Below are 14,461 nucleotides of genomic sequence, written 5' to 3' on the forward strand. Positions count from 1 at the left end.
AGTTGGCTGCCGCGCTACGAGCTGGACAGCGGCGCCGGGCGCCGGTCCGGCACGCTGGTCGACTGTGCGGCGGTGAGTCGGCCGGAGCGGTTCAGCGGCACGTCGATGCTCACCGTGCTCACCTTCGATCTCAACCGCGAGCTCGGCACCGGGGACGCGGTGTCCATTGTGGCTGATGGGGATACCGTGTACGGCACCGGAAAGAGCCTCTACATCGCCGACGACCACGTCACGCACGGCTTGGTCGGCGGGGCGCGGCGGCCGTCCTTCGCGCCGGCCGAGCAGCGCACCGAGGTATACCAGTTCGACGTCTCCGCGCCGGGCAAACCGGTCTACGTGGCCTCCGGCGGGGTGGACGGCGCCCTGCTCAACCAGTATTCGCTGTCCGAGTACGCCGGGCAGTTGCGGCTCGCCACCACGACCGGTCAGCAGGCCGGCAAGACCGAGAGCATGGTCACCGTGCTGAACCGGCGGGGCGACGAACTGGTCCAGGTCGGCCGGGTCGGCGGACTCGGTGTGGGGGAACGGATCTACGCGGTGCGGTTCCTCGGGCCGGTCGGGTACGTCGTCACCTTCCGGCAGACCGACCCGCTGTACACAGTGGACCTGTCCAACCCGGCCCAACCCCGGGTGACCGGCGAGCTGAAGATCACCGGATACTCCGCCTACCTGCACGACGCCGGGCCCGGCCGGCTGATCGGCGTCGGGCAGGAGGCGACCGAGCGGGGCCGGCAGACCGGCACCCAGGTGTCCCTGTTCGACACCGGAAACCTCAGCAGTGCCCGCCGGCTCGCCCAGTACCAGCTACCCGGCGGATCGTCCGAAGTGGAGGCCGATCCGCATGCTTTCCTGTACTGGCCGGACAAAGGGCTCGTGGTGGTGCCCGTGATGAGCGCCAGGTTCGACGACGGCACCGGTCAGCCCGCGATGGGTGGCGCGCTGGTGCTGCGGCTGGCCGGGGACAGCTTCACCGAGCTGGGCCTGATCACTCATCCGACGGACCGCGACCGGTACCCGGACGCCACCGTGCGCCGTGCCGCCGTGATCGGCGACGAGCTGTGGACGGTGTCCGGGTCCGGTGCGTTGGTCAACGACCTCGAGCGGTTGGCTCAGCGGGCCTGGATTCCCTTCGGCTGAGCCGGTTCGCGGTCGGTGGCCGACGTCAGTGACCGACGTCGACGACGACCCGGGTGGGTGCGGTGAGCGTGGACACCCGCACCCACGTCCGGGTCCGCGTGCCGAGCCCGATCGACAGGTGCGCCTCGAAGTCGCCGGTGACGGCGACCGCCATGACGTTGCGCAGGTTGCGGGTGCGGAACTTCTGCGATCCGGTGTAGGTCGGGTTGCCGTTCAGGTCGTGCGCGGCCGCCGGCGTGGCGACCACCTCGACGAAGAACTCGCCGGTGAGCCAGACGATGTCGCCGGACCCGTCCGCGATCAGCTCGTCCACCAGCCGGTAGCTCACGCTCGGCGGCGGGCCGGACATGTCCAGCACGATCCGGTCGAATCCGGTGTTCAGTCCGGTGCGGATGTTGGTCAGCACCGGAACGGAGGGTTGGGCCGCCGACGATGCCGGTGCGGCGGCGACGATCGCGCCGAACAGCACGATCGCGATCGAACAGAGCGCGGTCAACCCGCGTCTCAACGGGGTGGTCATCTCGACCTCCTGCCGGGAGTAGTGCTTTCGGTTCCCAGCGCCGGGTTGCTAGTCGAGACGTTCCGATGGCCACACGGTTGCCTGTGCGGGCTGGAGACCAGCGGATTCGTGACAAACGCACAGCACCGGGGCTATGCGTGGCGCTTGTCGTTGGAAAGTTTCCGCTCAGAAGGCTTGGTCATCTGGTTAGTGACTATTACGCTACCGGAATCGTCATCCCTGGTAACTCCCTGCAACCCCGGGAAGGAAACGATCCATGCGGATTGCCCTGTTACGGACGCTCGTCGCGGTCATGATCTCGGCTGTCGCCCTGGTCCTGGCCACCGTCACGGCCCAGGCCTCGGTCAAGGACAAGGAGAACGACCCCGTCTTCGACGGCAACGCGCCCGGCGACGTCACGGTGCTGGTCACCAAGATCAGCCACGCGACCGCCACCGCGCGACTGCGCTCGTCGAACATCACCTGGTCGTCCAGTGGCGGCTGCAGCAACCGCAACAACCCGACCTGCACCTCGTTCGAGCAGGTCAACTCGGCCACGATCGAAGGCATCCGGACCCTCAAGTCGGCCAGTGGCTGCGCGATCAACGTCACCGGCGGCACCGAGACCGGCCACGCCAGCGGCACCTACAGCCACTGGAACGGCTACAAGCTGGACACCAGCCTGAGCAGCTGCCTCAACGGCTACATCCAGGGCACCTTCACCTCGATCGGCGGCAGCAAGTGGCGCTCGGCCGCCGGCAACATCTACTACAAGGAAGGCAACCACTGGGACATCACCTACTACAACTGCGGCGGTTGCTGATCAGGTCCGCCACCGGATCGGGAGGCTCTTGATCCCGTTCTGGAAGTTGGACCGCAGCCGCACCGGTTCGCCCGCCGGCTCGACCTCGCCCAGCAGGTCGAGCACGGCGGCGAACATGGCCCGCATCTGCACCCTGGCCAGGTGTGCGCCGAGGCAGAAGTGCGGGCCGTGCCCGAAGCTGAGGTGGTCGTTGGGGGCGCGGGTGATCCGGAACGCGTCCGGGTCGTCGAACACCTCCGGATCCCGGTTGGCCGCCGAGAACCAGACCACCACCTTGTCCCCGGCCGCGACCCGCACCCCGCCCAGCCGGGTGTCCTCGGTGGCCGTGCGGCGAAAGTGCATCACCGGCGTCCACCAGCGCAGCATCTCCTCGACCGCGCCGGGCAGCAGCGAGCGGTCCGCCCGCAGCGCCCGCATCGAGTCCACACGGGACATCAGGGCCAGCAGGCCGCCGGGCAGCCCGTTGCGCAGGGTTTCGTTGCCCGCCACCGAGAACAGCCAGAACAGGTTCTCGAACTCCTCGATGGCGACCCGGCCTCCGCCGGCCTCGACGTGCCGCATCAGGTTGCTCATCACGTCGTCGCCGGGATGGCGCCGCTTGTACTCGCCCAACTCGCCCGCGTAGGCGTAGAGATCCGGCATGCCCTCCCGGGTCCGCGGGTCCGGCATCCGGCCGGCGGCGTCCGGCACCGGGCGCAACGCCAGCGCCCGTCCGGCCATCGGCGTGGACCCGGTCGCGTCCGCCCGCGCGCTCGTCGCGTAGTCCGGATCCTGGTAGCCGATCACCCGGTTGCTCCAGTCGAACATCAGCCACCGGTCCGCGGCCGGCACCCCGAACACCTCGGCGAGGGTCAGCAGCGGCAGGTCGGCGGCCACGTCCTTGGCGAAGTCGCACTCGCCGCGGTCGGCCACCGCGGCGACCAGGTCGCGCGCCCAGGTGCCGATCCGCGCCTCCAGCCCGGCGATCGTGCGCGGGGTGAACGCCCGGGTGAGCAGGCCGCGCAGCCGGGCGTGCTCGGGCGGATCGAGGTTGAGCATCATCCGGCGCACGTAGGCGAGCGTCGCCGGGGTGGCCGGGTCGCGGATCTGGGTGGCGCCGAGTTGGGAGGAGAACACCCGCGGGTTGCGCAGCACCTGCCGCACCTCGGCGTGCCGCAGCACCGCCCAGAAGCCGGGCCCGGCCGGCCAGGCGTCGACCGCCGGCTCGGCCATCCACACGACGGGGGAGTCCTGCCGCAGCCGGGCGAGCGCCTCGTACGGAACGCCGTGGACGTACGTGTCCGGGTTGACGATCGTTTCGGCGTCGCTGCCCACGGTAGGGAATGATCCCACCGTGAGCGGGAACTCTGAGCCGTTGTTGGTGCTGCTGCACGGTCTGGGTGCGAACAGCAAGGTGTGGGACGGGCTGGCCGACCTGCTACCGGGGCGCTGGCCGGGGGAGTGGCTCGCGCACGACCTGCCCGGGCACGGGTTCTCCGGCCCGCTGCACCGCTACTCCTTCGGCGCGCTGGCCGCCGAGGTGGCCGAGGACCTGCCGCCGGGACGGCCGCTGGTCGTGCTCGGCCACTCGCTCGGCGGCGCCGTCGGTCTGGCCCTGGGCAGCGGATGGTTCGGCGTCGCGGTCACGGCCGTCTGCGGTCTGGGGATCAAGGTCCGTTGGACGGGCGAGGAGCTCGTCCGGGCGACCGAACTGGCCGCCCGGCCCAACCGGGTGTTCGCCACCCGGGCCGAAGCCGCCGACCGCGCGCTGCGGGTGGCCGGGCTGACCGGGCTGGTGCCGCCGGACGCCCCGCTGGTGGACGACGCCATCCGGGAGGTCGACGGCGGGTGGCGGCTCGCCCTCGACCCGGCCGCGTTCGCGGTCGGTGCTCCCGACATGGCCGGTCTGCTCGCCGCCTGCCGCGCGAAGGTGATCCTCGCGGCCGGTGCCGACGACCCGATGTCCCCCGAGGACCACCTGCGCGAGCTGCGCCCCGACCCGGTGGTGCTGCCGGGCCTCGGTCACAACGCGCACGTCGAGGACCCTGCCGCGCTGCTGCCGATCCTGGACCGGCTCCATGACTGAGCCCGGTCCGGCACTGCATGTCTGCTTCGTGTGCACCGGCAACATCTGCCGGTCACCGATGGCGGCGCTGGTGTTCGAGGAGCAGCTGCGCCGGGCGGACCTGGCGGGAGCGGTGCGGGTGACCAGCGCCGGGACCGGGTCCTGGCACATCGGCGACCCGGCCGACCCGCGTGCGGCCCGGACCCTGGCCGATCGCGGCTACCCGACCCACCACGTTGCCGCGCAGGTGGACGAGCGACACCTGGACGCGGACCTGCTGGTCGCGATGGACACCGGGCACGAGCACGCGCTGCGCCGCCTGCTCGACCGGCACGGCGGCGACCCGGACCGGGTCCGGCTGTTCCGCTCGTTCGATCCGGCGGCCAACGGGGACCTGGATGTTCCCGACCCGTACTACGGCGTCCGGGACGGCTTCGTCGAGGTGCTCGCGATGATCGAGGCGGGGGTCCCCGGCCTGCTCGACTGGGTCCGGCACCAACTCGACTCGTGACCGGCGCTCCGTCGGCGGTGACCCGGCTGACCGGGCGCGCGGTGGCCGCGGTCCGGCCGATCGGCGCCGGGGTGTTCGCCGCCGACCTGGCGGACGGGACCGCGGTGGTGGCGAAGCGGCACGCCGAGCCCAGCGCCGCCGCCGCCGAGGTCGCCTCGCTGCGCTGGCTGGCCGAGGACCCGAGCCCGGTGCGGCTGCCGGCAGTGCTCGGCTCGGACGACACCTGGGTGGTCATGGAACGGGTCCCGGACGGCCGGGCCGGTCCGCGCGCGGCCGAGGAGTTCGGCCGGGCGCTGGCCGCCCTGCACCGGCGCGGGACCCCCGCGTTCGGCGCCGGCCCGCCCGGCGGCCCGGTGGACGCCTGGATCGGCGCCGCCCGGATGCGCAACGAGCCGGGCGCGTCCTGGCCGTCCTGGTACGCCGGCCACCGGATCCGGCCCTACCTGCGGCAGGCGGTGACCGCCGGCTCGTTCGACCGGACGGCCGCTGCTGTCCTCGAGCGGGTGTGTGACCGGATCGGCGACCTGGCCGGGCCGCCCGAGCCGCCCGCCCGGCTGCACGGGGACCTGTGGGCCGGAAACGTGCTCTGGGCGCCGGACGGGGTCTGGCTGATCGACCCGGCCGCGCACGGCGGTCACCGGGAGACCGATCTGGCGATGCTCGCCCTGTTCGGCTGCCCGCACCTGGACCGGATCCTGGCCGCCTACGACGAGGCCGCCCCGCTGGCCGCTGGCTGGCGGGACCGCGTGCCGTTGCACCAGTTGTTTCCGCTGCTGGTGCACACGGTGCTGTTCGGCGGCGGGTACGCCGGCCAGACCGTCGCGGCGGCCCGCCGGGCACTGGCCGGCTGAGGTCAGTTCACCCCGAGCAGGTCGACGACGAAGATCAGCGTCTCACCGGGCTTGATGACCCCGCCCGCGCCGCGCTCGCCATAGGCCAGGTGCGGCGGGATGACCAGCCGGCGCCGGCCGCCGACCTTCATGCCGGCGACGCCCTGGTCCCACCCGGCGATGACCCGACCGCCACCGAGCGGAAACTCGAACGGCTGGCCGCGGTTCCACGACGCGTCGAACTCCTTGCCGGACGCGTGCGAGACGCCGACGTAGTGCACGGTGACGGTCTGGCCGGGCCTGGCCTCGGGACCCTCCCCGACGGAGATGTCCTCGATGACGAGGTCGGTCGGTGGTGCGCCGTCCCCGGGGGCGACGCCGGGCTTCTCGAGTGCCATGCGGTCTCCTGTCTTGGCTAGGTCCACCACATTAGTCGGGCACTGTGCGTGACCATCGTGGTTGGTGCGCGGACCGACAGTTGCCTCGAGCCGGAATAGATCGGGACTTAGGGGTATAGAAATTCCGGTTCCAGCGACTCACAATCGGGCCATGCCGCCTTGTCCGGTTTGACCCGAGCTCGGGCTGGCGGTCGGGCTGAGTGAGGTGATCGATCATGTTGAGCAGCGTGCCCTTCGTTGATCAGGTCCTGGACTCTGTCGGCTGGCTCAAGTACGTGGTTTTCGTCGCCGCGGGCGTCGTGCTGCTGGCCAAGAGCGTCAAGTACGTCAACCAGGACGAACTGGGTCTGCGTCACCTGCGCGGGCGGGTCCGCCGCAACGCCACCCCGATCAAGCCTGGCTGGGCGTTCCACGTGCCGTTCGTCGGCGGGGTCCTCAAGCGGTCGGCCCTGCCACAGACCTGGCAGCTCAACGTGCAGGTACCCCGGGCCGAGCAGACCTGGGACACCCATTACTCCATCACCTTCGTGGTCAACCCCGACCTGCTCTACCAGTCCTGGTACGGCCACCAGGACCCGGACGAGTACCTGCGCACCCTGTGCACCTCATTGCTCTGGCACACCCTCAAGACCGCGGATGTAACCCCAGACCGGGTCGACCACGCCGAGGTCGAGCGGCGGGTGCTCGAACCGGCCGGTTCGGCCCTCGAGCTGATCGGCGTCCGGCTGCTCGAGCTGCGGCATCGCTGGACGGCCGAGACCACCGCCTCCCAGCTGGGCAGTGCGATTCGCGCGGCCGGTCCGACCCCGGCCGTCCAGGTCGGCGCGGTCGCCGCGCTCAACGGCAACGGCAACGGCCACGTGCTGGAGGCGACGCCCTGATACGGACGGCGATGGCCGGGAAACAGCACGTTTCCCGGCCATCGGAATTGCTCGTCTCAGCTGATGCGCCACCGCTGGGCCAGCGCGGCGAACAGGCACGACCACTGCACGATCTGAGCGCCGTTCGCGTGGCTGGCGCCGCTCACGAACACGCATTTATTGCTGTGCCGGGCGATCAGCAGGGAGACGGCGCCAATATTCTGCCGGCGCCATTGCTGGTTGGCGCCGCCGTGGCACGGCCACTGAATGATCTGGGCGCCGTTCGCCAGGCTCCCACCGCGCACATCAAGGCACTGTCCACTGTGCCGGGCGATGACGAAGTGATATCCGCCTCCGGTCGGCACCAGAATGAAATCCTGGTTGGCTTGGCCGTTGCATGGCCACTGAATGAGCTGGGCGCCGTCCGCGAGGCTGGCTCCGCTCACGTCGAGACATTTGTTGCTGTGCTGGGCGGTCGCGGTATGGAACTGGGGAGCCAACGCCGTCGTACTGGCGGGTTCGGTCGCGGACCGTGACGGTGGGGACGCCGTCGCCAGTCCTGGCGTGGCTACCAGAGCGGCCACCGCGGCCATCGCACCGATCGCGATGATCGAGGCATTCCGGCGCCGGGACTTGGGGGCGGGTGAAGCAGAGAATCGCACTGCCATCGAACTTCTCCATCTTCGGTCGCGATTACCGGCACCCTTCTGTGCCGGCGGACTAATCGTGGTGGGGGACCCGGAACGCCTACAAGAAGGGCGGCCGAGATGCACCGAAAAGTGTCACCACTAACGTGTGAATGACGATCGTCACTAGTAGTCGATTGTCCCCGCAAGTTCCCGTTTCCAGCACGCAAGTTCCCAACAGGCGCAGTCCGGGTGCCGTTGCGCAAACTGTGCGTAGCGCCCGGTTCGGAGTGCGGTTCAGGTTCGGCGCAGCACACAGTGCGGGCGCTGTTCGCCGAGCGTCGAGTCGTCGCCGTGGCCGGGGTAGAACCAGGTGTCGTCCGGGAGCTCGTCGAACAGGCGCGAGGACACGTCGTCGACCAGCGAGGTGAAGTTCTCCGGAGATGTGGTTTTCCCGACGCCGCCGGGGAACAGCGAATCACACTGACGGGTGAAACCGAGCGTGGCGCCGTCTCCGCAGCGGTCGTGAAAACGCGACAGGGTCTCGCTCTGTGCGAGCGAGACCCTGCGTGTTGTGCTATGCCAGGTCAGACGATGGTGATGCCGGTGGCCTGCGGGCCCTTCTGGCCTTGGCCGACCTCGAACTGCACGCGCTGGTTCTCCTCGAGCGACTTGAAGCCGCCGCCCTGGATCTCCGAATAGTGCGCGAACACGTCGGCGCCGCCGTCGTCAGGCGCGATGAAGCCGAAGCCCTTTTCGGAATTGAACCACTTAACGGTGCCCTGAGCCATGTTGTCTCCTCGACAGGTGGCGTGTACGGAACGCCGCTGGTGCGGCGAACCGGGTGTCTGTGACGGGATCGACTCCGACCAAACCTGGAGGAAATACAAAAACCCGCGACAATGTTTCGCGAGCGCGCGCAAACACGTACACAAAACTAACATCCACGGCCACCGTAGCACGCGACACAGCCTGCCGCGCAGCCAGGTGTCCAGCGAACGGGGCAAGCTCAGCAGACCGCCGTGATGGACTCACCAACCCCGCGCGCGCCATTCGGCGACCTTCGGCCGTTCCACGCCGAGCGTGGAGTCGTCCCCGTGACCGGGATAGAACCAGGTGTCGTCCGGCAGCTGGTCGAACACCCGCGACGAGACGTCGTCGATCAGCGAGGTGAAGTTCTCCGGAGACGTGGTTTTCCCTACGCCGCCGGGGAACAGGGAGTCGCCGGTGAAGAGGTGGGGATGGCCGCCGGGATCGCGGTAGAGCAGGGCGATGGAGCCGGGGGTGTGCCCCCGGAGGTGGATGATCTCGAGGGTCGCGTTGCCGACCGTGATGGTGTCGCCGTGGTTGACCAGGGAGTCGGGGGGCACGGGAAGCGGGCCGGCGTCGTCGGGGTGGGCGACGGTGTTGGCGCCGTAGGCGCCGGCGATGGCGCCGAGGGCCTGCCAGTGGTCGGGGTGCTGGTGGGTGGTGACGATGGTGCGCAGGGTGGGCCGGTTGTCGTCGTGCCCGATCAGGTCGGACAGGCGCTCGGGGTCGGCGGCGGCGTCGATCAACAATGCCTCGCCGGTGGCCCGGCAGACCAGCAGATAGGCGTTGTTGTCCATCGGCCCGACCGACAGCTTGGTGATGGTCAGGTCGGTCAGGGTGCGCCGGCTGGCGGGTCCGCCCGGCTCGACGTGGCCGGAGTAGTCCTCGAGAACGTTCACGCTGGCTGACGCTAGTGGTCGGGGCGGCCGGGCTCCAGCCGTTCAGCGGGATCACAGGTTCCCGTCTTAGAGTAGGTAGCTGAGAGCGACCGAAATCCAGTGCCCCCGACCCCATTGCGAGCTCGTGCCGAACTCAGAATCGATCGAGAAAAAGCGCTCCCAGCGGCGTCTGAGCTGGGACATCCTCCGCGTAGTCGCCGTCTGCTCCGTCGTGTTTCAGCACGTCACGCACCAGGCGCCGATCAACCACCCGGAACTCGGGCCCTACCCGGTGACCCTTCCGCTGCAGTTCGGCGCGAGCACCCTCATGGTCATCTCGGCCTATTTCGTGTGCGTCACTGTTCGTAGGGGGAACACCCGGCAATGGCTGCGGAACCGGCTGGCCCGGGTGCTGCCCGCCTATTTCGTGGCCGTGCTGGCGACCTACGCGGTGACCAGGCTCGCCGTGGCCGCCTTCAACCATCTGCGGTTCGACGGCCCGATCAGCCTCCTGTTCGGCGACCCGAGCGCCGTCGCCGGTCCGACCGCCTTCCCGTGGTACCTGCCCGATCTGCCGGACCTGGTCGGCAACCTGCTCATGGTCCAGGCCTGGTCCCCGGACCTGCACTGGATCGACGCCTCCTACTGGACGCTGCCGGCACAGGTCATGGCGTTCGTCGCGGCCGCGATGCTGTGGCGGCGGTTCGGGTGGGGCGGCGCCCGGCTGCCCGCGTTGCTGTGGACGCTGGTGATCGTCCCGGTGGTCGTCAGGTTCACCTTGCGGGGTGACGACGCCAGCCAGTGGATCAAGTCGGTGTTCGACGGTCTCGCTCTGCACCGGGTGGCGCTGTTCGGCGCGGGGGTGGCGATCTGGCTGTGGACCGCGCACCGGCTCAGTGGCCGGCACCTGGGCGCCTACCTGCTCGCCGTGCTGGTCGCGCAGGACGCGCACGCGCGCTTCACCGACACCCCGTCGACCATCGCGTTCGGCGTGATCCTGCTGGCCGTCGTCGCGGCCGCCGGCGGCCCGGACTGGAAGGTGGGGCCGCTGCACCGGCTCGCACCGGTCATCACCTGGCTGGGCGGCATCTCCTACGGCCTCTACCTGGTCAACCAGGAACTCGGGTTCGTGGTGGCCCGGGTGCTGGTGGACGCGGGTGTCGGACCGGTGGAGCGCATCGTCGTGTGCGTCGGCGCGGTGATCCTGCTGGGTTGGCTGATGACCCGGTATGTGGAGCGCCCGGCGCACCGGCGGCTGACTTCGGCTCAGCCCCAGGCGGTCAGGACCGGCGGGTCGCCGGCCAGCCCGGTGCCGCTGCCCCGGCCGGCCAGCCAGGCCACCATCGCCGGAGCCGGCCCGCTGATCTCGCCGGAGCTACTGGCGGCGACCGGCGCGCGGATCTCCCACTTGCGCTGAGCGCCGCCGGGCAACTCCGCGCGGATGGGCAGCCGGGCGCCGTCGACCCGCTGGATGTGCGGGTAGACCGCGCTCTGCAGCACCGGCGTCAGATGGTTGTCCGGGATGTCGGTGAAGCCGACGCCGACGTCGAGGTCGACCAGGTGGACCCACACCTCGAACAGCCGCAGCCAGGGCACGTCGCCGGCCGGGAACACCCGCCCGGTCCGGTGCGCCACCGGCACCAGCCAGTCCTGCCCGGTCAGGCGGTCGGCCGCGGCCTGCAGCCGGGTGCACGCCGCCAGCAGGTCCTCGCGGATGATCTGGGCCATCCGCTTGGCGCCCTCTTCGATGTCGGCGTCCCGGTCCGCCCGGCTCGCGTACATCGGGTGTTCGATTCCGGTTCTCGCCCAGGTGAGCAGGTTCACACAGGCGTCGGCATTGCGCGCCAGGTGAGTCACCACGTGTGCCCGGCTCCAGCCGGGCAGCAGGCTCGGCCGGGTGAACTCCCGGTCATCCAGCCGGGTGACCTCGCCGTAGAGCCGTTCGGTGGCCAGCCGCACGGCCTCCAGCCCGTTCCTGGCGCGCTCCAAAGCCGAACGCTCGGCAGAGCTACGCTGAGAGGGCACGGTGTCGTGCTTCACCGACGTCCCCGGTGAGGTGCTTGATCCGGTCATACCGACATCCCCGCGTGATCGGTCGTGAAAGTGGTCAAGGCTTGGGTTGGGATTCGGACAGCCTAGGCGGATTTGCTCACGACCGAAACCGCTCGGAGGGTGCGAGCCGGTCGCGGGTCGGGCACTCGACGAAAATTGTCGGTGGGCCCACCTAGCATGGGCGCGGCCGCTTGGGCGGCATCCTCCGGCTGCGCGAGCACAGCCAACGGGCACGATCGAAGGGAACGCAGTGGCCGAGCGCCTCGTCGTCCGCGGTGCGCGGGAGCACAACCTGCGCGGTGTCGACCTCGACCTGCCCCGCAACAGCCTCGTGGTCTTCACCGGGCTGTCCGGGTCGGGCAAGTCGAGCCTCGCCTTCGACACGATCTTCGCCGAGGGGCAGCGACGCTACGTCGAGTCGTTGTCCGCTTATGCCCGGCAGTTCCTCGGCCAGATGGACAAACCGGACGTCGACTTCATCGAGGGGCTCTCGCCCGCGGTGTCGATCGACCAGAAGTCCACCAGCCGTAACCCCCGGTCCACCGTGGGCACCATCACCGAGGTCTACGACTACCTGCGGTTGCTGTTCGCCCGGGCCGGCAAGCCGCACTGCCCGCTGTGCGGCGAGGCGATCAGCAAGCAGACCCCGCAGCAGATCGTCGACCAGGTGCTGGCCATGGAGTCCGGCGTCCGCTTCCAGGTGCTGGCGCCGGTCGTGCGCGGCCGCAAGGGGGAGTACGTCGACCTGTTCGCCCAGCTCCAGTCCCAGGGCTACTCCCGGGCCCGGGTGGACGGCACGGTGCACTCGCTGTCCGACCCGCCCAAGCTGAAGAAGCAGGAGAAGCACGAGATCGCGGTGGTCATCGACCGGCTGACGGTCAAGGCCAGCGCCAAGCAGCGGCTCACCGACTCGGTGGAGACCGCGCTGCGGCTCGCCGACGGCCTGGTCGAGCTGGAGTTCGTCGACCTGCCCGAGCACGACCCGCAGCGGATCCGCGGCTTCTCCGAGAACCTGGCCTGTCCGAACGGCCATCCGCTGGCCATCGAGGATCTGGAGCCGCGGTCCTTCTCGTTCAACTCGCCCTACGGCGCCTGCCCGGTGTGCACCGGCATCGGGGTGAAGAAGGAGGTCGACCCCGAGCTCGTGGTGCCCGACGACGAGCTGTCCCTCGCCGACGGCGCGATCGCACCGTGGGCGGTCGGGCAGACCGCCGAGTACTTCGAACGGCTGCTGACCTCGCTGGGTGAGGCCGTCGGCTTCCGGACGGACGTGCCCTGGCGCCGGCTGTCGGCCAAGGCGCAGAAGGCCGTGCTGCACGGCATCGACGAGCAGGTCCACGTCCGCTACAAGAACCGCTACGGCCGGGAGCGCTCGTACTACGCCGCCTTCGAGGGCGTCATCCCGTTCCTGGAGCGCCGGCTGGAGACCACCGAGTCGGAGTACGCGCGGGAGAAGTACGAGGGGTACATGCGCGAGGTGCCCTGTCCCGCGTGTCAGGGCACCCGGCTCAAGGCCGAGATCCTGGCCGTCACGCTCGAGCACGCCGTGCACGGCGCCCGGTCGATCGCCGAGATCTGCGCGCTGAGCGTGCGGGAATGCGCGGAGTTCCTGGACGGCCTGTCCCTCGGCCACCGGGAGAAGATGATCGCCGGCGCGGTCCTCAAGGAGATCCAGGCCCGGCTGCGGTTCCTGCTCGACGTCGGGCTGGACTATCTGTCGCTGGACCGGGCCTCGGCGACGCTGTCCGGGGGCGAGGCGCAGCGGATCCGGCTGGCCACGCAGATCGGCTCCGGTCTGGTCGGCGTCCTCTACGTGCTGGACGAGCCGTCGATCGGCCTGCACCAGCGGGACAACCACCGGCTGATCGAGACGCTGACCCGGCTGCGCGACCTGGGCAACACGCTGATCGTGGTGGAGCACGACGAGGAGACCATCCGTACCGCCGACTGGGTCGTCGACATCGGCCCCGGCGCGGGGGAGCACGGCGGCGAGATCGTGCACAGCGGTTCCTTCAAGGAGTTGCTGCGCAACAAGCGGTCGCTGACCGGGGCGTACCTGTCCCGGCGCGAGGAGATTCCGGTTCCGCTGATGCGCCGGGCGGTGGACAGCCGCCGCCAGCTGACCGTGGTCGGCGCCCGGGAGCACAACCTGCGCGGGATCGACGTGTCGTTCCCGCTCGGTTGCCTGGTCTCGGTCACGGGGGTGAGTGGCTCCGGCAAGTCCACCCTGGTCAACGACATTCTGGCCACCGTGCTGGCGAACAAGCTCAACGGCGCCCGCCAGGTGCCCGGCCGGCACACCCGGGTGCGCGGACTGGACAAGGTGGACAAGCTGGTCCGGGTCGACCAGTCGCCGATCGGCCGCACACCCCGGTCCAACCCGGCCACCTACACCGGTGTGTTCGACAACATCCGCAAGCTCTTCGCGGCCACCACGGAGGCGAAGGTTCGCGGCTACCAGCCGGGCCGGTTCTCGTTCAACGTCAAGGGCGGCCGGTGTGAGGCCTGCGCCGGCGACGGCACCATCAAGATCGAGATGAACTTCCTGCCGGACGTGTACGTGCCGTGCGAGGTGTGCAAGGGCGCCCGGTACAACCGGGAGACCCTGGAGGTGCACTACAAGGGCAAGACGATCTCCGAGGTCCTCGACATGCCGATCGAGGAGGCGGAGGGCTTCTTCGAGCCGATCCGCGCGATCCACCGGCACCTGAAGACCCTGGTCGACGTGGGGCTCGGCTACGTGCGGCTGGGCCAGCCGGCGCCGACGCTGTCCGGCGGCGAGGCGCAGCGCGTGAAGCTGGCCTCCGAGCTGCAGAAGCGCTCCACCGGAAAGACGGTCTACGTCCTGGACGAGCCGACCACCGGTCTGCACTTCGAGGACATCCGCAAGCTGCTCGGCGTGATCGGTGGCCTGGTGGACAAGGGCAACACGGTGATCGTCATCGAGCACAACCTGGACGTGATCAAGAGCGCGGACTGGGTGATCGACCTCG

At 69.9% G+C, this 14,461-nt stretch carries 14 protein-coding genes and 2 pseudogenes; 8 read left to right on the forward strand and 8 right to left on the reverse strand.

All coding sequences use genetic code 11. The features are described from left to right. On the forward strand, positions 1 to 1,137 hold a 1,137-nt coding region (locus VFO68_RS31555), incomplete at its 5' end, for a beta-propeller domain-containing protein (RefSeq protein WP_325162076.1). A gap of 25 nt (positions 1,138 to 1,162) precedes the next feature. Here the strand turns inward: VFO68_RS31555 and VFO68_RS31560 are convergent. After that, positions 1,163 to 1,657, reverse strand: a complete 495-nt coding sequence (locus VFO68_RS31560) for an AMIN-like domain-containing (lipo)protein (RefSeq protein ID WP_325162077.1) — start codon at positions 1,655 to 1,657, stop codon at positions 1,163 to 1,165. A gap of 256 nt (positions 1,658 to 1,913) precedes the next feature. Here VFO68_RS31560 and VFO68_RS31565 point away from each other — a divergent pair, with 256 nt between their 5' ends. Continuing rightward, positions 1,914 to 2,459 carry a hypothetical protein gene (locus VFO68_RS31565; RefSeq protein WP_325162078.1) on the forward strand — a complete coding sequence of 182 codons (546 nt, stop codon included), beginning with the start codon at positions 1,914 to 1,916 and terminating at the stop codon, positions 2,457 to 2,459. On the opposite strand, the gene VFO68_RS31570 is transcribed toward VFO68_RS31565, so the two are convergent. Beyond that, positions 2,460 to 3,773, reverse strand: a complete 1,314-nt coding sequence (locus tag VFO68_RS31570; RefSeq protein ID WP_325162079.1) for a cytochrome P450 — start codon at positions 3,771 to 3,773, stop codon at positions 2,460 to 2,462. Positions 3,774 to 3,792: 19 nt separating this feature from the next. Here VFO68_RS31570 and VFO68_RS31575 point away from each other — a divergent pair, with 19 nt between their 5' ends. Genes VFO68_RS31575 through VFO68_RS31585 form a run of 3 tightly spaced genes read left to right on the forward strand, consistent with a single transcriptional unit; the run spans position 3,793 to position 5,865 of the window. Beyond that, the gene (locus VFO68_RS31575) at positions 3,793 to 4,524 is read left to right on the forward strand and encodes an alpha/beta fold hydrolase (protein ID WP_325162080.1); all 732 of its coding nucleotides are present in this window, start codon (positions 3,793 to 3,795) and stop codon (positions 4,522 to 4,524) included. After that, entirely contained in the window at positions 4,517 to 5,014 is a 498-nt protein-coding gene (locus VFO68_RS31580; protein ID WP_325162081.1) for a low molecular weight protein-tyrosine-phosphatase, read from the forward strand. Before VFO68_RS31575 ends, VFO68_RS31580 begins: the two co-directional genes overlap by 8 nt. Next, entirely contained in the window at positions 5,011 to 5,865 is an 855-nt protein-coding gene (locus tag VFO68_RS31585) for a fructosamine kinase family protein (protein ID WP_325162082.1), read from the forward strand. The genes VFO68_RS31580 and VFO68_RS31585 overlap by 4 nt, the downstream gene beginning before the upstream one ends. A 2-nt stretch (positions 5,866 to 5,867) precedes the next feature. On the opposite strand, the gene VFO68_RS31590 is transcribed toward VFO68_RS31585, so the two are convergent. Further along, positions 5,868 to 6,242: an FKBP-type peptidyl-prolyl cis-trans isomerase gene (locus VFO68_RS31590; RefSeq protein WP_325162083.1), complete on the reverse strand. Its 375-nt coding sequence runs from the start codon at positions 6,240 to 6,242 to the stop codon at positions 5,868 to 5,870. A gap of 215 nt (positions 6,243 to 6,457) precedes the next feature. Here VFO68_RS31590 and VFO68_RS31595 point away from each other — a divergent pair, with 215 nt between their 5' ends. Next, entirely contained in the window at positions 6,458 to 7,123 is a 666-nt protein-coding gene (locus tag VFO68_RS31595) for a hypothetical protein (RefSeq protein ID WP_325162084.1), read from the forward strand. A gap of 56 nt (positions 7,124 to 7,179) precedes the next feature. On the opposite strand, the gene VFO68_RS31600 is transcribed toward VFO68_RS31595, so the two are convergent. From VFO68_RS31600 to VFO68_RS31615, 4 genes and pseudogenes are all read right to left on the reverse strand, one after another. Next, entirely contained in the window at positions 7,180 to 7,770 is a 591-nt protein-coding gene (locus VFO68_RS31600; RefSeq protein ID WP_325162085.1) for an RICIN domain-containing protein, read from the reverse strand. A 255-nt stretch (positions 7,771 to 8,025) separates the two neighbouring features. Then, positions 8,026 to 8,208 (reverse strand): annotated as a pseudogene (locus tag VFO68_RS31605) (MBL fold metallo-hydrolase); the annotation flags it as partial. Positions 8,209 to 8,315: 107 nt separating this feature from the next. Continuing rightward, positions 8,316 to 8,519, reverse strand: coding sequence for a cold-shock protein (locus VFO68_RS31610; RefSeq protein WP_325162086.1), 204 nt, complete (start codon positions 8,517 to 8,519; stop codon positions 8,316 to 8,318). A 240-nt stretch (positions 8,520 to 8,759) separates the two neighbouring features. Further along, entirely contained in the window at positions 8,760 to 9,437 is a 678-nt protein-coding gene (locus tag VFO68_RS31615) for an MBL fold metallo-hydrolase (RefSeq protein WP_325162087.1), read from the reverse strand. A 124-nt stretch (positions 9,438 to 9,561) separates the two neighbouring features. Here VFO68_RS31615 and VFO68_RS31620 point away from each other — a divergent pair, with 124 nt between their 5' ends. Then, positions 9,562 to 10,833: an acyltransferase gene (locus VFO68_RS31620; protein ID WP_325162088.1), complete on the forward strand. Its 1,272-nt coding sequence runs from the start codon at positions 9,562 to 9,564 to the stop codon at positions 10,831 to 10,833. Here the strand turns inward: VFO68_RS31620 and VFO68_RS31625 are convergent. Next, positions 10,797 to 11,489: pseudogene (locus tag VFO68_RS31625) on the reverse strand (maleylpyruvate isomerase N-terminal domain-containing protein); the annotation flags it as partial. The gene VFO68_RS31620 and the pseudogene VFO68_RS31625 sit on opposite strands and share 37 nt — an antisense overlap. A gap of 229 nt (positions 11,490 to 11,718) precedes the next feature. Between VFO68_RS31625 and uvrA the strand changes: the two are divergent. Next, positions 11,719 to 14,461, forward strand: a 2,743-nt coding sequence (gene uvrA, locus VFO68_RS31630) for an excinuclease ABC subunit UvrA (RefSeq protein ID WP_325162089.1), incomplete at its 3' end; no start/stop codon positions are given.

The sequence above is a fragment of the Actinophytocola sp. genome (assembly GCF_035712165.1).
Taxonomy (GTDB): Bacteria; Actinomycetota; Actinomycetes; order Mycobacteriales; family Pseudonocardiaceae; genus DASYTH01.